This is a genomic window from Metabacillus litoralis (assembly GCF_003667825.1).
Taxonomy (GTDB): Bacteria; Bacillota; Bacilli; order Bacillales; family Bacillaceae; genus Metabacillus; species Metabacillus litoralis_B.
Genome location: NZ_CP033043.1, coordinates 1,275,927 through 1,295,778 on the forward strand (window position 1 = coordinate 1,275,927; position 19,852 = coordinate 1,295,778).

Annotated in this window: 20 protein-coding genes and 1 other annotated feature (1 of these 21 running past the window's edge); of the genes, 12 read left to right on the plus strand and 8 right to left on the minus strand. The window is 35.9% G+C overall.

What is annotated here, in order from left to right; all coding sequences use genetic code 11:
- Positions 1–49 precede the first annotated feature (49 nt).
- The 8 genes from D9842_RS06090 (at position 50) to glpK (ending at position 7,748) form a co-directional block, all read left to right on the plus strand.
- On the plus strand, positions 50–2,089 hold the full coding sequence (locus D9842_RS06090; protein WP_121661736.1) for a sigma 54-interacting transcriptional regulator: 2,040 nt from the start codon (positions 50–52) through the stop codon (positions 2,087–2,089).
- 116 nt (positions 2,090–2,205) lie between these two features.
- The gene (dhaK, locus tag D9842_RS06095) at positions 2,206–3,201 is read left to right on the plus strand and encodes a dihydroxyacetone kinase subunit DhaK (RefSeq protein WP_121661737.1); all 996 of its coding nucleotides are present in this window, start codon (positions 2,206–2,208) and stop codon (positions 3,199–3,201) included.
- Positions 3,202–3,237: 36 nt separating this feature from the next.
- Positions 3,238–3,870, plus strand: a complete 633-nt coding sequence (gene dhaL / locus D9842_RS06100) for a dihydroxyacetone kinase subunit DhaL (protein ID WP_121661738.1) — start codon at positions 3,238–3,240, stop codon at positions 3,868–3,870.
- The gene (gene dhaM / locus D9842_RS06105; protein WP_121661739.1) at positions 3,863–4,258 is read left to right on the plus strand and encodes a dihydroxyacetone kinase phosphoryl donor subunit DhaM; all 396 of its coding nucleotides are present in this window, start codon (positions 3,863–3,865) and stop codon (positions 4,256–4,258) included. The genes dhaL and dhaM overlap by 8 nt, the downstream gene beginning before the upstream one ends.
- Positions 4,259–4,284: 26 nt before the next feature.
- Complete coding sequence (locus tag D9842_RS06110) at positions 4,285–4,545, plus strand: HPr family phosphocarrier protein (RefSeq protein ID WP_121661740.1); 261 nt, start codon at positions 4,285–4,287, stop codon at positions 4,543–4,545.
- Positions 4,546–4,619: 74 nt separating this feature from the next.
- Positions 4,620–5,186: a glycerol-3-phosphate responsive antiterminator gene (locus D9842_RS06115; protein WP_121661741.1), complete on the plus strand. Its 567-nt coding sequence runs from the start codon at positions 4,620–4,622 to the stop codon at positions 5,184–5,186.
- A 204-nt stretch (positions 5,187–5,390) separates the two neighbouring features.
- On the plus strand, positions 5,391–6,218 hold the full coding sequence (locus tag D9842_RS06120) for an MIP/aquaporin family protein (RefSeq protein ID WP_121661742.1): 828 nt from the start codon (positions 5,391–5,393) through the stop codon (positions 6,216–6,218).
- Between the two features lie 39 nt (positions 6,219–6,257).
- Positions 6,258–7,748: a glycerol kinase GlpK gene (gene glpK, locus D9842_RS06125; protein WP_121661743.1), complete on the plus strand. Its 1,491-nt coding sequence runs from the start codon at positions 6,258–6,260 to the stop codon at positions 7,746–7,748.
- A 119-nt stretch (positions 7,749–7,867) separates the two neighbouring features.
- On the opposite strand, the gene D9842_RS06130 is transcribed toward glpK, so the two are convergent.
- Positions 7,868–9,634, minus strand: coding sequence for a sigma-54-dependent Fis family transcriptional regulator (locus tag D9842_RS06130; protein ID WP_121661744.1), 1,767 nt, complete (start codon positions 9,632–9,634; stop codon positions 7,868–7,870).
- 245 nt (positions 9,635–9,879) lie between these two features.
- On the opposite strand from D9842_RS06130, the gene fdhA reads away from it, so the two are divergent.
- A complete protein-coding gene (gene fdhA, locus D9842_RS06135; protein ID WP_121661745.1) occupies positions 9,880–11,094 on the plus strand; it encodes a formaldehyde dehydrogenase, glutathione-independent in 1,215 nt (404 codons plus the stop codon).
- A 100-nt stretch (positions 11,095–11,194) separates the two neighbouring features.
- Here fdhA and D9842_RS06140 read toward each other — a convergent pair whose 3' ends face one another.
- Positions 11,195–11,410, minus strand: coding sequence for a hypothetical protein (locus tag D9842_RS06140; RefSeq protein ID WP_121661746.1), 216 nt, complete (start codon positions 11,408–11,410; stop codon positions 11,195–11,197).
- 200 nt (positions 11,411–11,610) lie between these two features.
- Between D9842_RS06140 and xerS the strand changes: the two genes are divergently transcribed.
- Positions 11,611–12,693, plus strand: a complete 1,083-nt coding sequence (gene xerS / locus D9842_RS06145; protein ID WP_121661747.1) for a tyrosine recombinase XerS — start codon at positions 11,611–11,613, stop codon at positions 12,691–12,693.
- A gap of 3 nt (positions 12,694–12,696) precedes the next feature.
- Here the strand turns inward: xerS and D9842_RS25700 are convergent, their stop codons facing one another.
- From D9842_RS25700 to D9842_RS06155, 3 genes are all read right to left on the minus strand, one after another.
- The gene (locus tag D9842_RS25700; RefSeq protein ID WP_162987323.1) at positions 12,697–12,867 is read right to left on the minus strand and encodes a hypothetical protein; all 171 of its coding nucleotides are present in this window, start codon (positions 12,865–12,867) and stop codon (positions 12,697–12,699) included.
- A gap of 732 nt (positions 12,868–13,599) precedes the next feature.
- A complete protein-coding gene (locus tag D9842_RS06150) occupies positions 13,600–13,989 on the minus strand; it encodes a VOC family protein (RefSeq protein WP_121661748.1) in 390 nt (129 codons plus the stop codon).
- A 25-nt stretch (positions 13,990–14,014) separates the two neighbouring features.
- The gene (locus D9842_RS06155) at positions 14,015–14,374 is read right to left on the minus strand and encodes a VOC family protein (protein WP_121661749.1); all 360 of its coding nucleotides are present in this window, start codon (positions 14,372–14,374) and stop codon (positions 14,015–14,017) included.
- Positions 14,375–14,626: 252 nt separating this feature from the next.
- On the opposite strand from D9842_RS06155, the gene D9842_RS06160 reads away from it, so the two are divergent.
- Together D9842_RS06160 and D9842_RS06165 are read left to right on the plus strand one after the other, a co-directional pair.
- Entirely contained in the window at positions 14,627–15,217 is a 591-nt protein-coding gene (locus D9842_RS06160; RefSeq protein WP_121661750.1) for a TetR/AcrR family transcriptional regulator, read from the plus strand.
- A 66-nt stretch (positions 15,218–15,283) separates the two neighbouring features.
- A complete protein-coding gene (locus D9842_RS06165) occupies positions 15,284–15,409 on the plus strand; it encodes an anti-repressor SinI family protein (protein ID WP_121661751.1) in 126 nt (41 codons plus the stop codon).
- Between the two features lie 143 nt (positions 15,410–15,552).
- Here D9842_RS06165 and D9842_RS06170 read toward each other — a convergent pair whose 3' ends face one another.
- From D9842_RS06170 to thrS, 3 genes are all read right to left on the minus strand, one after another.
- Positions 15,553–16,506, minus strand: coding sequence for a ribose-phosphate diphosphokinase (locus tag D9842_RS06170; protein ID WP_121661752.1), 954 nt, complete (start codon positions 16,504–16,506; stop codon positions 15,553–15,555).
- Between the two features lie 421 nt (positions 16,507–16,927).
- Positions 16,928–17,461 carry a DinB family protein gene (locus D9842_RS06175; RefSeq protein WP_121661753.1) on the minus strand — a complete coding sequence of 178 codons (534 nt, stop codon included), beginning with the start codon at positions 17,459–17,461 and terminating at the stop codon, positions 16,928–16,930.
- Between the two features lie 232 nt (positions 17,462–17,693).
- Positions 17,694–19,610, minus strand: coding sequence for a threonine--tRNA ligase (thrS, locus tag D9842_RS06180; RefSeq protein ID WP_121661754.1), 1,917 nt, complete (start codon positions 19,608–19,610; stop codon positions 17,694–17,696).
- 47 nt (positions 19,611–19,657) lie between these two features.
- Positions 19,658–19,852: a binding site (T-box leader), on the minus strand (it continues 30 nt past the right edge of the window).

The window sequence follows — 19,852 nt, forward strand, 5'->3', positions numbered from 1 at the left end:
TGTAGTAATATTTTAAACTAGTAAAAGCGAAAGACTGGAGGGTGATGCGATGTATACGCTATCACTTAAAGTTCAAAAAAAGAATGGTTTACATATTCGCCTTGCTGCTACATTTATTATTACTCTACAATCGCTTTTAAAGGATAAAGAAGCAATTAAAAACAGCCATGTGATTTATAAGGATAAAAAAGTTCAAGCGAACAATCTACTTTCCTTGGTTTCTTTAAAAATTGAACAAGGTGAAGAGTTTTTGCTAACATGTGCCGATGAAATACCGCCACATGTAGCAAATCAAATCGTTGAGCTGTTTGAGGAAAAGGATGTTGAGAATGTAAAAGAAATGGAAGCTGACCTCATGATGATGGAAAACTCCTATATTCTTCAAGAGGCCTTTACAAAACTTCCAAATGGAGTGGTTGTAGTTGATCGTGACAATGTGATTACATATGTTAATGATGCTGCTGTAAAACTACTCGAAAAACCTCCAAATGAACTCTATAACCATAAAGCTAATGCTGTTATTCCTCAATCAAGACTACATACCATCATGAAAACGGGTCAACCGGAATTCGCTCAAAAGCAAAAAATAAATCATTATACGATACTAACCAATCGATCTCCTCTAATTTTTCAGGATAAAGTCATTGGTGCAGTGGCCGTTTTTCAGGATATATCGAACTTAGAAAAAATAACAAAAGAGCTCAAAGAAGTTCAGGAGTTACAACAAAGACTAGATCTTGTCTTACAATCCGTTTCAGATTTAATTGCCCTAACAAATGAAAAAGGAGAATTTATCTTTATTAACGATGAAATGGATGGAATGCTGATCAAGAATAAAAAAAAGAAAAAAATTCAATCGATTATCGGTGACAACCTTTGGAAGTCACATCAAAAATGCCCTGAACCTTTTATGAAAATTATCCAAGTGAATCATCAATTAACATATATTACAAAAATTAACCCAATTATATTTGATGAAATCTTTCGCGGTACTGTCGTAACATTAAGTCCATTGGATGAAATAAAGATTCTTTTACAAAAACTAGAGCTAATGGAGGAAAGAACGAAGTATTTAGAGAGAGAATTATCAAAACATCAAAAACTGAATTCTGCTTTTAATAAAATCATTGGAAATAGTGAAGTTCTATTAGAATCCCTATCTATGGCTAATAAGGTTTCAAAAACAGATTCAACTGTACTGATAACAGGTGAAAGCGGTACAGGAAAAGAACTTGTTGCAAGAGCCATCCATGAGACAAGTGATCGTAGTGAACGATCATATATCCGGGTCAATTGCTCTGCCATTTCACCAAATTTAATCGAAAGTGAGCTTTTTGGCCATGAAAAAGGTGCGTTTACAGGTGCTTACAAGGTACATCGAGGAAAATTTGAACTAGCTGATAACGGAACTATTTTTCTCGATGAAATTGGTGACTTAAACTTGGATTTACAAGTAAAGCTGTTAAGAGTTCTGCAGGAAAAGGAAGTCGACCGTGTCGGTGGCTTCGAGCCGGTTAAAATCAATGTCAGGGTTATTGCAGCCACAAACAGAGACCTAGCGAAAATGATAGAAGAAGGAAAATTTCGTGAGGATTTGTATTATCGATTAAATGTAATTCCCATTCATTTACCACCGCTACGATCAAGAAAAGAGGACATTCCTCTCTTAATTGAGCATTTTCGTGAACATTTTAATCAACACTTGGGAAAAAATATCAACGGATTTGAACATGGTTTAATTGAGATATTATCGAACTACCATTGGCCAGGAAACATTCGCGAACTCGAAAACATCATTGAAAGGCTTTTTAATCTAACAGAGGATGATTTCTTGAAAATTAGAGATTTGCCCCATTATATATATAAAGAAGAGAGATCTTCTGCTTCTCAAAAACTAGACCTTTTACAAGCAAGTAACATTCTTACGCTCGATGAATATGAAAGGCAAATATTCACTCATGCATGTCAATATTACCCTAGCTATAATCAGCTTTCTCATGCATTAGGAATTACACATAAAACAGCAGCAAAAAAAATAAGGAAATATGGTTTAGAGCACTTACTTGGTAAAAAATATCAAAATACTTGATACTTTTTACCAATTTCCCCCTATAAACATTTTAAAACGCTTACAAATAAGCGTTTTATTTGTTGGCATGGAACTTGCAATTAGGTTAACTGAAAATCAATAAAGGAGGAATACAAGTGAAGAAATTAATTAATGATGCCAATACAGTTGTTCAAGAAATGCTGGAGGGAATGGTTGCTGCACATCCTAATAAACTTAAGTTATTACCAGATACAACAGTCCTTGTCAGAGCAGATGCTCCTGTTAAAGGAAAAGTAGGTTTAGTAAGCGGAGGTGGAAGTGGACATGAGCCTTCACATGCTGGTTACGTAGGAGTTGGAATGCTTGATGGTGCGGTTTCTGGAGAAGTATTCACCTCTCCAACACCTGATCAAGTTTTTGAAGCGATTAAAGCTGTTGATAGCGGTTCTGGAGTGTTATTGATTATTAAAAACTATACAGGTGATGTAATGAACTTTGAAATGGCTGCTGAATTAGCAGAGGCAGAGGGAATAAATGTTGCCAAAGTAGTAGTGAATGATGATGTAGCTGTTGAAAACAGTACATATACAACAGGGAGACGTGGTATTGCTGGTACTGTTCTTGTTCATAAGATCGCAGGTGCTGCCGCAGAGAGAGGGGCAACGCTAGAAGAGGTAGAGGCTATTGCAAATAAAGTGATTGATAACGTTCGATCAATGGGTATGGCCTTAACGCCCTGCACCATCCCGGCTGTTGGTAAGCCAGGCTTCTCTCTTGGAGAAAATGAAATTGAAATTGGGATGGGAATCCATGGTGAACCAGGTATTGAAAAAACCTCTATTCAAACAGCAAATACTATTGCTGAAACTCTCTTAACAAAAGTTCTGGATGATTTAAACATAAAACAAAATGATAAAGTAGCTGTTCTCATTAATGGTCTTGGCGCAACACCTTTGATGGAGCTTTATATTCTTAACAAAAAGGTCGCGAGTATCTTAGATGAACAACATGTGGAGATTTATGACACTTTTGTTGGTGAGTTTATGACAGCATTAGAAATGGCAGGTTGTTCCATATCTGTTCTTAAACTCGATCAAGAACTAATGGAGTTACTTGATTCTCATGCAAATACATTGGCTTTTAAGCGCTAAGAAAGGTAATAAATAACTGAGAAAGGACGTAATATCATGGAATTCGATGTACCAAAAGCAAAGCACTGGATGATGATTTTAAATTCAAAAATACAAGATCATAAACACGATTTAACTGATTTAGATTTAGCGATTGGTGACGGTGATCATGGGTTAAATATGGCAAGAGGTTTTCAAGAGGTTATGAATAAAATCGAAAATAAGGAATACCCGGACCTCTCTACTTTATTTAAAGAGATTGGGATGACAATTATCTCGAAAGTTGGTGGTGCTTCTGGTCCTCTTTATGGAACAGCTTTTATAAAAGCCTCTCCTATTTTTCAAGATAAGGAGTCTATTACTATATCTGAATTAGCCCAAGCATTTAATGCTTCCTTGGAAGGGCTGAAACTCAGAGGTAATGCTCAAATAGGAGATAAAACAATGATTGACGTCTGGGAGCCTGTTGTTACATTTATGATGGAACAAGGAGATAGCTTACACCCAAATGATCTAGCTCAACTCGCAGAAAAAACGAAGGAAGCAACCAAAAACTTAGAAGCGAAAAAAGGTCGTGCTGCTTATCTTGGTAAAAGATCTATTGGACATATTGATCCAGGTGCGGCATCCTCCTGCTATCTATTTGAAGCATTAGCGAACGTATTAGAAGGAGAAGATTTTGATGAGTAAAGTAGGATTATTATTAATCTCACATAGTTATCACCTTGTAACTGGATTAAGAGAATTGCTGCAGCAAGTTCAGCCAGACGTTTCGATTGCTATCTCCGGAGGAACAGATGGAGGAATTGGAACAAATGCGTTTGATATTAAGGAAGCAATAGAGTCTATCTATACTGAAGAAGGAATTGTGATTCTCTTTGATTTAGGAAGTGCTTTAATAAACGCAGAACTAGCATTAGAGTTGCTAGATAAAAATCAATCTAAGATTCGGCTAGCTGACGCACCGCTTGTTGAAGGAGGATTTGCAGCGGTTGTAGAGGCCGGTATTGGAGGCTCTCTTCAGGAGGTGATTGAGGCAGCAGAGGGGGCAAAACAACTGCAAAAAATCACACGATAAGAAAGGGTCAGGAGTGAGCGCAAGATATGATTGAAAAAGAAATAAAAATTAAAATTGAAAACGGTCTTCATGCAAGGCCCTCGGCAGAATTAATAAAATTAATGAATACTTTTAAAAGCACTGTTTATTTCAACATAGAGACAAAGAAGGTAAATGCCAAGAGCATTTTGAATCTTATGGGAGTCTCTATCCAAAAAAATCAATCAATTCGTGTGATGATAGATGGCGATGATGAAGAGGAAGCATTACTTGCTCTTGAAGCATTTTTAACTGATGAAACACGCTAGAATTGTAGCTGTTATGTTGATAAGAAATATCTGACAAACATTTTTCTTTGAAAATAAAAATAAGGATGTTGGATATGACATTAGACAATCAAATCATTTTGCCTGCCTTACGAAACATGAAGGATTTTGAGAAATTATTAGATAGTCCCTATGAATATATTGTCTTGCTTGATCTACACATTGGAAATTTGAAGAACATCACAACAAAGGCTAAACAACATAAGAAAAAAGTACTCTTGCATGCTGACTTAATACATGGCCTAAAAGCGGACGATTATGGCCTTGACTACCTATGTCATCAAATTCAACCAGAAGGGATTATCTCAACAAGAGCAAATGTGATTTCAAAAGCTAAAGAAAAAGGTTTACTTGCTATTCAACGTTTATTTTTGTTAGATAGTAGTGCACTGAGTAAAGGCTGTGCTTTAATTGAAAAAACAAAGCCAGATTATATCGAACTATTACCTGGGATTATCCCTGAAATTATACAGGAAGTTCATTTAAAAGTGAAAATACCTATTTTTGCTGGAGGATTTATCCGAACAACACAAGATGTAGAAAGCGCGATCCATGCAGGTGTAAAAGCTGTTACTACTTCAAACAAGGAGTTATGGAAACACTACACACCAATACATGGATGAAAATGAAGAATCATACAAATAGTTATTGACAGCGCTTTCAATATCGATTAACTTATAATTAAGTTTATATCTTGTGACGGAGAATCGGAGATCCACAGCAATCCCTTTATTTTTAAGGGTGTTTGCTGTGGATTTTTCTATGTTCTTTTACCAAGTAGCTCTATCACAAAAGGTAAACTACTTACGGAATAAGGGGGAAATATCATGACAGCTTTTTTAGGGGAACTCGTTGGTACGATGATTTTAATTATTTTCGGGGGAGGAGTAGTTGGAGGAGTTGTACTAAAAAATTCAAAAGCAGAGAACTCCGGATGGATAGTGATTACATTCGGTTGGGCTATGGCGGTAACATTTGGTGTTTATGCTGTTGGTCAGATAAGTGGAGCACATCTTAATCCAGCGGTTACATTAGGCTTAGCATCGATTGGAGATTTTCCTTGGAGTGATGTACCTTCTTACATTTTCGCCCAGATGATTGGTGCATTTATTGGTGGAGTTATTGTCTTTTTTCACTATCTCCCACATTGGAAAGCAACAGAAGACAAGGGTGCTAAGTTGGCCGTATTTTCAACAGACCCAGCGATTAAGTCTACTCCAGCTAATCTCTTGAGTGAAATAATCGGAACATTTGTTTTAGTACTTGGTTTACTTACAATTGGCTCTAATTCATTTACTGAAGGTCTTAATCCGTTAATTGTTGGTTTCTTAATTTTAGCAATCGGTCTTTCACTTGGTGGTACAACAGGCTATGCAATCAACCCAGCTCGTGATTTGGGACCTAGAATTGCCCACTTCTTGTTACCGATTGCAGGCAAGGGAAGTTCAAACTGGAGTTACGCATGGATCCCAGTTGTTGGTCCAATAATTGGGGGGATTTATGGGGCACTTTTTTATAAGCAAGTTTTCTTAGGTGAAGGCAGTGCAGCATTTTGGGTATGTACTGCTATAGTGGTCATTATTGCTCTTACAGCATTCGCAAAAAGCAAAGGACACGATGCGACTGTTTCTTCTCATACAAAAGCATCTGTTTAATATAAAATAAAGATCATTTAAAAAGGGAGAGAAATTCTAATGGAAAAATATATCTTATCACTTGACCAAGGTACAACAAGCTCACGAGCTATACTTTTTAACAAACAAGGAGAAATCATTCATATATCACAAAAGGAATTCACTCAGCACTTTCCAAAGCCAGGATGGGTTGAGCATGACGCTAATGAGATATGGGGATCTATCTTATCCGTTATTGCGCAAGTTTTATCTGAAACGAATGTGAAGCCGGAGCAGATTGCGGGTATAGGGATTACAAACCAACGTGAAACTGCAGTTGTATGGGATAAAACAACAGGACTTCCTATATACAATGCAATTGTTTGGCAATCACGACAAACTTCTGGAATTTGTGAGGAATTAAAATCACAAGGATATAATGACTTATTCAGAGAAAAAACCGGTCTTTTAATCGATGCTTACTTTTCAGGCACGAAAGTAAAATGGATACTAGATCATGTAGACGGCGCAAGAGAAAAAGCAGAAAAAGGAGATTTAATGTTCGGTACAATTGATACATGGCTCATCTGGAAGCTAACTGGTGGAGCAGCATTTGTAACTGACTACACAAATGCGTCAAGAACGCTAATGTATAATATCCATGAATTAAAATGGGACGATGAGTTATTAGATATCTTAACTGTTCCAAAATCAATGCTTCCTGAAGTACGTCCTTCTTCGGAAATATACGGACATACGGTTGATTATCACTTCTTTGGTCAAAATGTACCAATCGCAGGGGTGGCCGGTGACCAACAAGCTGCGTTGTTTGGGCAGGCATGCTATCAAGAGGGCATGGCTAAAAACACATATGGCACAGGATGCTTCATGCTTATGAACACAGGTGAAAAAGCTGTAAAATCTGAGCATGGTCTTTTAACGACCATTGCATGGGGATTGGATGGAAAGGTCGAATACGCTTTAGAAGGAAGTATATTCGTTGCAGGCTCAGCGATTCAATGGTTACGGGATGGTCTTAGAATGTTCAAAGATGCATCCGATAGTGAAGGATATGCTGAAAAGGTAGACTCAACAGACGGTGTGTACGTTGTCCCTGCATTCGTAGGTCTAGGAACGCCTTATTGGGATAGTGACGTTAGAGGAGCGGTGTTTGGGTTAACACGCGGAACACAAAAGGAGCATTTTGTTCGGGCAACATTAGAATCATTAGCGTACCAAACAAAGGATGTTCTTACTGCAATGGAAGCGGATTCGGGAATTACCTTAAAAGGACTTCGTGTTGATGGTGGGGCTGTAAAAAATAATTTCTTAATGCAATTTCAAAGTGATATTCTTGGCGTTTCAGTGGAAAGACCTGTTATTGAGGAAACAACTGCATTAGGTGCTGCCTATTTAGCAGGGCTTGCTGTAGGTTATTGGAAGGACCGCGAAGAAATTTCAAAGCAATGGAACATCAACCGTACCTATGAAGCTAATATGACAAATGAAGAAAGAGATCGCTTATACAACGGCTGGAAAAAAGCTGTGAATGCAACAATGGCATATAAATAATAGATAAAGATAAAAAGAAGACCATACTACCGTCTGAAACTTTGTGACGTGAGTATGGTTTTACTCTTTCTGAAAATAAACCATCACTACCTATTAAGATTAGTGATGGTTTAGTCTTTTTATTGCTGTAAATGATATTTTTTAATTTTAAGATAAAGTGTATTTCGACTTATTTTTAAAATTGAAGCAGCACGACTAATGTTCCAGCTCACATAATCTAACGTTCTTTTGATGACTTCTTTTTCTGAATGAACTAAAGAGGTCAGGGTTGCTTCATCTTCAGCAGACAATTCAGTCGTTCGTTCATACTCCGTTTCAAAATCAAGGTCCTTTGCAAGTATTTCATTCCCCTCAACTAAAAAGGAAGCTTGCATAAGAATACTATTAAGCTCTCTAACATTCCCCGGCCAATGATAAGAAAGCAGCTTTTCTTTTGCTTCACTTGAAAGATGAAGAGAAGGAGAATCTAACTTTTTTATTAAGTAATTTGAAAGCTCAATAAGGTCTGAACGTTCCCTTAAAGGAGGGATTGTCATAACGATTCCTTTAAGCCTATAATATAAGTCTTCTCTAAACCGACCAGCTTCAATTTCTTTCCGAAGATTTTTATGTGTGGCAGCGATAACTCTCGTATTAATCGGGATTGGTTTTACACCGCCTACACGTGTTACCGCCTTTTCTTGAAGAACTCTTAACAAAACTGCTTGTGCCTTTAGTGGCATATCACCAATTTCATCTAGAAAAATTGTCCCATCATTTGCCGCCTCAAATTTACCAACAACACCTTCACGATTTGCTCCAGTAAAGGCTCCTTTTTCATATCCAAATAATTCACTCTCGATTAGAGTTTCGGGGATTGCGCTGCAATTAACAGCAATAAATGGCTGATCCTCTCGAAGCCCTGAGGTATGTAAGGATTGTGCAATAAGTTCTTTTCCTGTCCCGCTTTCACCATAAATGATAATAGGAAAATCTGTTAACGCCGCTTTTTTTACCTTTTTTCTCACTTCATTCATTTTAGGGCATGACCCTATAATATCTGTTATTGTGTATAATTTTTTATCCTTAGTTGTTTGCTTAGGGGCTTTATTAAAAGCCATAACAAGTCTTGATTGCTTTTGGAATGAATCTGAGATTACTTTTGTCTTATATCCTGATGTATGGTGAAACTCCTTACCAATACAATCTTCGCCTAGAAGCTGTCGTGCTGACTGATTTGCTCGGATAATTCTTTTATCATCATCAAGAGAGAGAAGAGGGACTGTTGAAAAGCTAGTGATCGCTTCAAGCTCTTTTATGGTTATCACTTTTTCATGTGAAGCTTGATCAAAAAGTAACCCATTCTGAATGGAAGTAGCCATGATTGTTGTTAAGGATATGATAAACGGGTGGAATAATTCCTTTCTAGCACTAATATTAACGGCTCCAATTAGTTCTCCGTCTGGTGAGTAAATAGGGCTTGCTGCACATGTGAGAAATTGATTTTTTACATAGAAGTGATGATCAGCATGGGTAATAATGGGTACTTTTGCAGAGATAGCGAGCCCCATAGCATTTGTTCCTTTGTTTTCTTCGGACCAATTTGATCCTATTGATAAATAGTCTGTGGATCCTGAAGCATCCAGCTGTCCCACTTTATGAATGATGGTCCCGTTTCGGTCAACAATGACCACAACTAATTTTGAACAATAGCTAGAGGGAAGTGAGTTAATAACAGTAGTTGCATGTTTAATCAATAACTCATTTTCTTTTATAAGTTGACGCAGGGCCTTACCGGTTAAAATTGAGTTTTCAATAGGATCTGTTTGAGAAAGACCAATCTCTTGACAACGTTTCCAAGATTGATTAATCACATCATTCTGTTCATAAAAAATCTCTGTAAACATTTTATGATTATTACCTCCTCTACACGTTAAGGCAATTTATTCTTTGATTCTATTATACTATTTTTTCAATAATCAGGAAAATCTTAGTTTTAGATTGTCTTAAATTAGGACACAATTTGTGCACTTTTTGAACACGCTTTCAAACATGTCATTTTTAAAGAAATAAATACTAGCCTTTCGGGTTGGCACAGAAATTGCTTATAGATAATTGTAAGAAATGAAAGAAAAAAGGGGATGAGTGAAAGATGAAAAACAGAGCGGTAGCATATATGGGACCTGGAAAAGTAGAGGTCCAGGACATAGGATATCCTGACTTAGTATTAAGAGATGGCCCTGGTGTAAATCCATTGAATGTTGGTCGAAAGTGTAACCATGGCGTTATTTTAAAGGTTGTTACAACAAACATTTGTGGTAGTGATCAGCATATGGTGAGGGGAAGAACAACTGCACCTTCGGGGTTAATTCTTGGACATGAAATCACCGGGGAAGTCATTGAAGTAGGAAGCGATGTTGAATTTATTAAAAAAGGAGACCTTGTATCCGTTCCATTTAACATCGCTTGTGGTCGTTGTCGTAGCTGTAAGGAACGCGACACTCATATATGTGAAAATGTAAACCCTGATCGTCCAGGCTCAGCATATGGATATGTTGATATGGGGGGATGGGTCGGAGGTCAATCCGAATATGTAATGGTACCATACGCTGATTTCCAACTTTTAAAGTTCCCAGATAAAGACCAAGCTATGGAAAAAATTAAAGATTTAACCATGCTATCAGATATCTTTCCAACAGGCTATCACGGGGCAGTAAGTGCAGGAGTGAAGCCAGGCTCAACTGTTTATATCGCTGGTGCTGGTCCAGTTGGTCTTGCAGCAGCACATTCTGCACAATTACTAGGTGCAGCAGTTGTTATTGTTGGAGATTTAAATGGTGAGAGACTTGCTCAAGCAAGAAGCTTCGGATGTGAAACAGTAAACCTACGTGAACATCCAGACTTAGGAGAACAAATCGAGCAAATCTTAGGTACACCAGAAGTAGATTGTGCTGTGGATTGTGTTGGCTTTGAAGCATCAGCTCATGGAGCAAATGCTGGTGAAGCACCTGCAACTGTATTAAACTCAATTATGACAGTTACACGTGCAGGAGGGAGACTTGGTATTCCGGGATTATATGTAACAGGTGACCCAGGCGGAATTGATGAGGATGCAAAAATTGGAACATTAAAGGTACGACTTGGATTAGGATGGGCGAAAGCACACACGTTTGTTACAGGTCAAACACCAGTCATGCAATATCATAGGGAATTAATGACAGCGATATTAAGTGGTAGAGCACAAATTGCAAAAGCCGTTAATGCCACTGTTATTTCACTTGATGAAGCTCCAAGAGGTTATCAGGAATTTGACAAAGGTGCTGCAAGAAAATATGTCATTGATCCACACGGACTTGTGAAAAACTAATTAATACTTAATGATAAGGGGATAGAAACCTTTATGAAAAAGGCGGAGAACAACAAAGGTTGTTTCCGCCTTTTTTTAATGAATCATATAAGAGTAATCATTATCGTTTTTTCTTCTTAGGATCATTTGCTGGGTTATTTTTGACTACTTTATCAAAAATGACATAAACATACACAACGTTATCGTCAGTAATTTTAATAGTAGAAACTCTACCTTTACGGCCTTTAATTTTTATATTTTCGTTTTCAGATGGAGGTTTTTCTAAGAGCTGAGTTAACACAACGGTATTATTTTCTACAAACTGTACAACTGGCATAAATAATTTCTCCTTTCGAATTTCGAAATAAGATAGAAGAAGGAAGGAACTAATGTGTGTAGTATAGATACATATTTAAAAAAACTTTTAATTAGACCATATTTATACAAATTACATTATTACGTAAAATATAAATTTGACGTAATAATGGATATAATTTAAACTACTATTATAGAACTTTGGGTCTTGAGGTGAATTTTATGGCTACAGAATCACAGCAACAACATTATCGTAAGCTTCAACTATTGCTAAAAGAATTACCGTGGTATGTTGAAGAATATATTGATCATAAACGGAGAAAGCTTTCAGCAGCATCATTACTGAATTACTGTCATGATTATAAAATTTTCTTCAATTGGATCATCTCAGAGCAACTTTATAACGGTAATCTTAAGGAAATTCCTTTGGATTTACTGGAAACATTAACAGTACAACAAGTTGAAGGCTTTTTATATGCTTTGCAATACGAACTACATAACAAAGAAATTACAGTAAACCGAAAATTATCAGCATTAAAGTCCCTTTTTAATTATTTACAAAACATTGCTGAAACGCGTGACTTAAAACCTTATATCCAGCGTAATGTGATGGCAAAAATTGAATTTAATGAGCTTAAGGATAGTATGGAAACGATTGCAAACAAAATGGAGGGCAAAATCCTCATTGGTGATGAGTATGAAAAGTTTCGTCGTTTTATTGCTCATGACTATGGTGAGGTTTGTAAAGAAAACAAGAAGCTTTTTAACTTTTATCGATTAAACCAAGAGCGTGATACTGCGATTGTATCACTTATATTAGGTTCAGGCTTACGTCTTTCAGAGGTCGTAAATCTTGATTTAGAAGACATTGATTTTACTAAGTTTTCCGCACGTGTTATTCGTAAAGGAAATAAAGAACAATATGTCTACTTCAGTAAAATTGCGATGGATGATCTTCAGGAGTATCTAAAAATAAGAGAAGCTCGATATCTTGTGGAAAAAAGCAATAAGGCTTTATTTGTAGCAGCAGCAATGGGACCAAAAGGCAAATCCAGACGCCTGACAGCACGTTCAATAGAAAAGCTTATTGAAAAATATGCTGCAGCGTTTGGAAAGCCGTCCCTATCGGTTCATAAGTTAAGACATTCATTTGCTACGAGGTATCATTCTGAGATTAATGATGTACCTAAACTTAGAAGACAATTAGGCCATTCCTCTATTCAAACAACAATGATCTACACACATATAAGAAATGATGATTTAAAAAGTGCTGTAGATCGTATGGATATGCCGAAAGAACAGTAAGCTTTATAGAGATTCCATTTCTTCTTCAAAATAAAACGTATTCGGATACTCTTTTAATGTATAAGAGTATCTTTTCATGTTAGCAACATAACTACAGTTAGTGATTGTAACAACTTCCTTTTTAGCTTTAAGAAATACTTTTTCGTCGATCTTAAATTTGTTATTATTTTTCATTGTTTCCCAACTTTCTTTGGATGCTATTAGTATTATCTCATAAAAAGGAAAGGATATTTCAATTTTTCAACGTAGAAGTAAAGATTTCATCATTTTTTCTTGAAAATAGGTCGAAATGTATGAATTTATATACAAAAATATCTAGTTGAGTGAAGATAATCTGATAAGTGATAATGGTAGCATAAGGTTTTGGTTAAATCAAAAAGGATGACAAGAAAAGACTATATGATAAAAGAAGGTGCTAGCCGTTAAAATTAATTATCTGTTTTTATTCTAGTTTACATAATATGTATTATGAGAAGTTGAATAAAATGAAAAATTTTGTCTCAAAACCTAAGATTACTTAAGTAAGTGAGACAGAAAAAATTGATTAACTAATTAATTTGAGTAAGCATCAGTTAGTTTTAAGTGTTCTATACAATGATACAAATCACATTTCCACGTATTTTCTAACATTTTTAGAGAAGTTAATGATGTATTTTGTACAGATTGTTTCGTATTTAGATCTGGTACAAGTTCCTTCAACATCTTTTTAATAAAAGCACATTTCGGTGTTTTTTTTACTATTTCATCAAAAATGCATTGCCCCTAAGGATTACACTATTATGCTCTTCAATGTCTAAATTAAAGTACCTCCAGCCTTATTTCCACTTCTTTATTCCAATCTATTGTGCCATGACGAATCATACCGATCTTCACTACATCTCCCCTCCCTTTTACAAGTCTTGAGAACTATTCATTTTCAATGACATGCCATTCTATAAGATTGATGGCATGACCATCTGGATCATAAACATCGAAATCGATATGTACATTTGTACCAGAGGACCAATGATTCAATTCCCCTACCTTGATTTCTTTTTCTTTTAATTTTGAATAGAGATCTTCAATATGATCACAGTTCAAATTAAAGGTTGGATGCTTATGAGGAGTAATCGTCTCAGTCGTTTCAATTAACGTTAACAAGGGAGAATGTTCACTGATCAGGTAATTTGCTCCCCTTCCATTCTCCCACTGTTCAACATCTCGCAGTTTTAAGCCTAATACATCTGAATAGAATGTAATTGATTGATCTAAATTACTTACTCTTATAAATACGGCTCCTAAATAGTTAACAACCATTTCCCCTCATTCCTCTCAGCCACTTTTATGAAATTTTACAAATCATCAGCATATTCCCATCAGGATCTTTAATATTAAAAGAATGTCCATGCTCAATGTTTGTCACAATTTCCACTCCCTTTTCTTGCATAAACTGATAGGCTTGATGAATATCATCTGTATTAAAATGAAACATAGGTGTTCTTGCATAAGAATCCTTCGTATAAATCTTACTATCTAGGACAATGTTTAATCCATTATTGTCCATTGGTATGCAGCAAAGGTGATCTAATAAAATCTCATATGTAGGCTCTAAGTTTAATAGTGAGCAATACCACTCTCGAGCTTTTTTTATATCACTTACTGGTATGAAAATGGCCCCAACTTTATTTAAGATAATACTCAAAAAAATCACTCCCCTATATAGTTGAAAAGAGTACTTCAGTGCTTGCTTGAAAAGTTCTGAGCACCCCCTCCTATCATAATTACATGCATCTCACCAAGTTCCTGTATTATATTCTCCTTATTTTCTTTTTTTCCTTTTTATTACAATATAAAATAACTTAATCTCCAAAAATTTCTTGACTAGGTAAATCGTTCCATTGGATAATACTAATGAGTAATATAATTTTAAATAGAATTAGAGGTCTTTTACATCATGGGTAAAAAAGGTCGTAAGGAAGGATCAAATGGTGCGGAAAGCAGAGCAAACTTGGTTTTAATAGCTGCAGAGGAATTTGCTACATATGGCTACTATGATACAAAAGTGAGTACGATTGTGAAAAAAGCAGGAGTCACTCAACCTACCTTTTATTTATATTTTGATAGTAAGGAGGCTATTTTTTCAGAGTTAATTCAAACTTTTCGTCATAAGCTTTCAGAACTAACAAAGGAAAGCAGGCTTGAAACAGGTTTAGACCCCGCTTTATTGCCTGATAGAATTGCAATCGGTTTGTCTGCTATCTTGCAATTTTTTTATGATAATCCACACTTAACAAAAATTGGGTTTTATTATTCATCAGAGGCAGAACGAATAAAAAAGCAACTCGTTGAACAAATAACAGAAAATCTATTATCCGAACAAAGAGATGGTTATTTTCGAGAGGATATTGATATGAAAACAGTAAGTGAAAGTTTGGTAGGATCTATTGAACGTCTTACTCTTACCTATTTATTTACTGATCAGAAAGAACCTGTTCAGCTTGCTAAGGAAATTGTTCATCTATATTTAAATGGACTTAAGGTGTAAAATTCATTGCTATTTGAAAGGTTCTGTACTTACCTTTCTGATCATAATTAATTGGAGTTGATCATAATGAAGGTTTATGAAGAAACGAAAATGGAAGAGTTAGATCAAGAGTGGGTTGAACTCATTTCCAAAGCTAGAGAAATGGGCCTTAGTACAGAAGAGATTCGTGAGTTTTTAAGTTCAAAGCAGTAATAGCTAGCATATGTAACTTATCTTTAAATTACCATACCTATTGTAACTAACGCGATGTACAAATTCTGCATCGTTTTTTTTATTGTGTAACTTTTTTGTGAAACAAGAAAATTCGGGGAGTGACAGGCACCCCCCAACAAAGTCTACTGCACTAACTCGTCTACTGATTGTTTCTCGTGAATTCGTTTAATTGCTTCACCGATTAGTGGAGCAACAGAGAGTTCAACGATTTTGTCTATTCTTTTGGATTCTGGAAGTGTAATTGAATCTGTAATAATGAGTTCTTTGATGTTTGAATTTTGAATACGTTCAATTGCCGGTCCTGATAAAACTGGATGTGTACAACATGCATACACTTCTTTTGCGCCATTTTCTGTCAGGGCGTTTGCAGCTAACGTAATGGTCCCAGCTGTGTCAATAATATCGTCGATAAGAATCGCAGTTTTTCCTTCGATGTTTCCAACAATATTCATCACTTCTACAACATTAGGTCTTGGACGTCTTTTATCAATAATGGCAATAGGAGCTTTTAGACGATCGGCCAATTTACGAGCACGTGTTACACCACCATGATCTGGTGAAACGATCACAAGATCCTCTAAATTCTTATCTTGGAAATACTGAGAAAGAATTGGAACTCCTAAAAGGTGGTCAATCGGAATGTCAAAGAACCCTTGAATTTGTGGTGCATGTAAGTCTAGAGCAATCACACGTGTTGAACCTGCTGTTTGAAGTAGGTTTGCAACAAGTTTAGCTGTAATTGGTTCCCTTGCTCTTGCTTTACGATCTTGTCTTGCATATCCATAGTATGGAATAACTAAGTTGATTGTATTTGCTGAAGCACGCTTAAGGGCATCTACCATAATAAGCAGCTCCATTAAATGTTCGTTAACTGGATCACTGATTGATTGAATGATATAAACATCACAACCACGGATACTTTCTTCAATATTTATCTGGATTTCTCCGTCACTAAAGCGAGTAACAGAACACTTTCCTAATTCGACTCCAAGGATATCACTAATTCTTTTTGATAGAGAAGGATCAGAGTTTAGTGAAAAGATTTTCAAATTAGGATCTTCATAGTGATTAAACATGTTAATGAGTAAACCTCCAATAGCCATTCTTAATTTTAAGTTAGTTTCCAATTTACTATTTTACACTAAATTTACCTAACATTAATAATTATTTATTAAAAAAAGCAGAGAATTTAATTAGAAAATCTTTGCTTTTCATCATGTTCTATTGAAGTGAACCAATTACTCTATTTTTAGAACACCGCTAACATCATTCCATTCCGCTACTTTAGCTTCTTTAAACCTTATCTTTGAGTACTTATATAACCATTCTTCTCCTGTAATTGAATCAGGTGTACCCATAAACATCTGGACTAATAATACCCCACTTTACCTTAGCTTGGTATTTGCAACAATGAAGAGACATTCCTATTTTAAAGAGAGTAAAAAAGACACATTCTTTTTGAAAAATATGTCTTCTTAAAAAAATATCCTGTATCTATTATGATGGAAAATCTTCCGCTGCAATATAAGCTTCTTTTATAATTTTAAAATGATGTAGCTCATGTCCTGCTAAAATAAAAACAAGTGCACGTGCTGTTACCTCAGAATCTAGTGCGGTACCTTTTCTTTCTAAATCCTCTAAGGTTAGTGTTTTGATAAATTGTAAAGTGCTTTGCCGAACAGCAGCAAAATCCTCTAGTAACTCTTTTACAGATCGTCTATTAAAGTCAGCGTTTTTAATGTAGGCATCTTTATCATAGATATGAAGAGACATAGCTTCCCCTCTCGCGATACAAAGAAGCGCAAAACTTAAAACACGCTCAGTATCTGAGAGATGCCCAATCACTTCCTTTATACTCCATTTGTTAGGCGCGTATTTATATAACCCTTGTGCTTCGGAAAGGTCCTTAAGTAAGTTGATTGTTTCGTTATTTTGTTGTTGTAATGATGCGAAAATGTCATCTTCAGGCACTAAGTCTACGTATTTTGCAAAGTACGTGTTATATTCATCTACAGTTGGTTTTTTGATCATATCATCTCATCCTTTCATCTGTATTTAGTTCATATTCGATGAAAAATAGCGGATTCCTTCTTTTGGAAGTTTTGTCGAAAAACTAATATTTTGTTGAAAACATCAAATAAAAGAACAAAACTAGCAAATATATTTATCAAATCTTCAAATAAAATCACAAAATTGGCGAATATATATGTAATAACTCCCAATATATATGACAAGGCACAACGAAATGTTGTGCCTGTGCACCTTATAAGCAACGCCCACTAATTTTCCTTACAATTTCCTCTTTAAAATCGTTAATAGATATACCTTCCGACTGATGATCTCCATATTTTCGGACATTCACTGTTCCATTTGCCATTTCTTGATCTCCTAAGACAAGCATATATGGAGTTTTCTTCATCTGAGCCTCCCTGATTTTGTACCCAAGTTTTTCATTGCTAGAATCAAGTTTTACTCGGACCCCCGCTTTCTTCAGCTCCGATTGAATTTGTAAGCAATAATCCATGTGTACATGTGAGACAGGAATGATTTCTACTTGTATTGGTGAGAGCCATACAGGGAATGCACCTGCAAAATGCTCAATTAATATCCCTAAGAAGCGATCGATTGATCCGAATATAGCGCGATGAATCACAACAGGACGCACTTTTTCGTTGTTTTGATTAATATAAGAAAGATCAAACTTTTCCGGCATTTGAAAATCTAGTTGAATTGTTGCACATTGATGACTTCTTTTTAAAGCATCCTTAATATGAAAATCAATTTTAGGTCCGTAAAATGCGCCATCACCCTCGTTAAGATGATAATCGACCTCCAAATCTTGAAGAACATTTTTTAAAGCTGCCTCGGAAACCTCCCATAGCTTATCATCTCCTAAAGAATCTTCTGGTCTAGTGGAGAGCTCAACAGAATACTCAAATCCAAAAGTACGATAAACCCTATCAATTAATTGAAACACCTGCTTTATCTCATCCTGAATCTGATCATCACGAACAAAAAGATGAGCATCATCTTGACAAAATGTACGAACCCGAAGAAGTCCATTTAATGCACCGCTGAACTCATGGCGATGAACTTGACCGAATTCAGCCATTCGAATCGGTAAATCTCGATATGAGTAAAGATTATTTTTGAAAATAAGCATATGACCAGGGCAATTCATTGGTTTTAAGGCAAATTTAGTTGAATCAACCTCCGAAAAATACATATTTTCATGATAATGATCCCAGTGACCTGATTTTTCCCATAGTTGTTGATTCATCATAAAAGGAGTACGAACCTCGTCATAGTAGGCTTCATTCTGAAGTTCTCGCGAAAACCTTTCTAGTTCATTTCGAATGATCTGGCCATTTCGTAAATAAAACGGCATTCCAGGAGCTTCCTCTGAGAACATAAACAGCTCTAGTTGTTTTCCTAGCTTTCGATGATCTCGTTTTGCTGCTTCTTCTAAGTAATAGAGATAATCTTTTAAGTCATTTTTCTTTTTAAATGCCACACCATAAACTCGCTGAAGCACATCATTTTCGCTATCTCCTCTCCAGTAAGCACCGGATACACGAGTTAAATGAAATGCTTTTATAAAACCAGTTGATGGAAGATGTGGACCTCGACAAAGATCAATGAATTCACCTTGTTGGTATAGTGACAGCTTTTCATTTTTCGGAATATCTTTTAAAATCTCTAATTTGTAGCTCTCACCTTTTTCTGAAAAAAGCTTTTCCGCTTCATCATAAGAAACTTCGATTCGTTTAATCTCTAGGTTTTCTTTGATGATGTTTTCCATCTCTTTTTCAATCTTTTCTAAATCATTTGATGTTAAGCTAAGCTCCTCCAGATTCATATCATAATAAAAACCATCTTCAATCACTGGACCAATCCCTAATTTCACAGCTCCATATATTCTTTTCACCGCTTGAGCTAATACATGGGCTGTTGAGTGCCTTAGAATTTGCAAACCTTCTTCAGAATCAAGAGTTACAATAGAAACCTTTGCATCTTGTTCAAGCTTGTAGCTGTGATCAACCAAATGACCATTCACTTTCCCTGCTACCGCATTCTTTTTCAAACTAGGGCTAATTGATTCAGCCAGCATACTAACTGAGATCCCTTTTTGATATTCTTTTATGTTCCCATCTGGTAATTCAATTTTTACTACATTCATTTGACAAAACACTCCTTTACTATAATAAAAAGCACACTCATCCCTAGATAAGGGACGAGTGTGCTTAATAACCCGTGGTTCCACCCAATTTCCCATAAGCAATTAAACTTATGGCTTTGGTGCTGTAACGTAGCATGGACGATATCAGATACTGCTTTTCCCTGATATAGCTCAGAGGTGGTAAATGATTTTCCTAAGTTAGGAAGGTCACAGCATTTCCTTCCCTCTCTGGAAACCGTAAA

Bases quoted from the DNA above. Each gene is read 5' to 3' on its own strand.
- D9842_RS06090 (WP_121661736.1), top strand. From the start codon at position 50: ATGTATACGCTATCACTTAAAGTTCAAAAAAAGAATGGTTTACATATT.
- dhaL (WP_121661738.1), top strand. From the start codon at position 3,238: ATGGAATTCGATGTACCAAAAGCAAAGCACTGGATGATGATTTTAAAT.
- dhaM (WP_121661739.1), top strand. From the start codon at position 3,863: ATGAGTAAAGTAGGATTATTATTAATCTCACATAGTTATCACCTTGTA.
- D9842_RS06110 (WP_121661740.1), top strand. From the start codon at position 4,285: ATGATTGAAAAAGAAATAAAAATTAAAATTGAAAACGGTCTTCATGCA.
- D9842_RS06115 (WP_121661741.1), top strand. From the start codon at position 4,620: ATGACATTAGACAATCAAATCATTTTGCCTGCCTTACGAAACATGAAG.
- D9842_RS06120 (WP_121661742.1), top strand. From the start codon at position 5,391: ATGACAGCTTTTTTAGGGGAACTCGTTGGTACGATGATTTTAATTATT.
- glpK (WP_121661743.1), top strand. From the start codon at position 6,258: ATGGAAAAATATATCTTATCACTTGACCAAGGTACAACAAGCTCACGA.
- D9842_RS06130 (WP_121661744.1), bottom strand. From the start codon at position 9,634: ATGTTTACAGAGATTTTTTATGAACAGAATGATGTGATTAATCAATCT.
- fdhA (WP_121661745.1), top strand. From the start codon at position 9,880: ATGAAAAACAGAGCGGTAGCATATATGGGACCTGGAAAAGTAGAGGTC.
- D9842_RS06140 (WP_121661746.1), bottom strand. From the start codon at position 11,410: ATGCCAGTTGTACAGTTTGTAGAAAATAATACCGTTGTGTTAACTCAG.
- xerS (WP_121661747.1), top strand. From the start codon at position 11,611: ATGGCTACAGAATCACAGCAACAACATTATCGTAAGCTTCAACTATTG.
- D9842_RS25700 (WP_162987323.1), bottom strand. From the start codon at position 12,867: ATGAAAAATAATAACAAATTTAAGATCGACGAAAAAGTATTTCTTAAA.
- D9842_RS06150 (WP_121661748.1), bottom strand. From the start codon at position 13,989: ATGGTTGTTAACTATTTAGGAGCCGTATTTATAAGAGTAAGTAATTTA.
- D9842_RS06160 (WP_121661750.1), top strand. From the start codon at position 14,627: ATGGGTAAAAAAGGTCGTAAGGAAGGATCAAATGGTGCGGAAAGCAGA.
- D9842_RS06165 (WP_121661751.1), top strand. From the start codon at position 15,284: ATGAAGGTTTATGAAGAAACGAAAATGGAAGAGTTAGATCAAGAGTGG.
- D9842_RS06170 (WP_121661752.1), bottom strand. From the start codon at position 16,506: ATGTTTAATCACTATGAAGATCCTAATTTGAAAATCTTTTCACTAAAC.
- D9842_RS06175 (WP_121661753.1), bottom strand. From the start codon at position 17,461: ATGATCAAAAAACCAACTGTAGATGAATATAACACGTACTTTGCAAAA.
- thrS (WP_121661754.1), bottom strand. From the start codon at position 19,610: ATGAATGTAGTAAAAATTGAATTACCAGATGGGAACATAAAAGAATAT.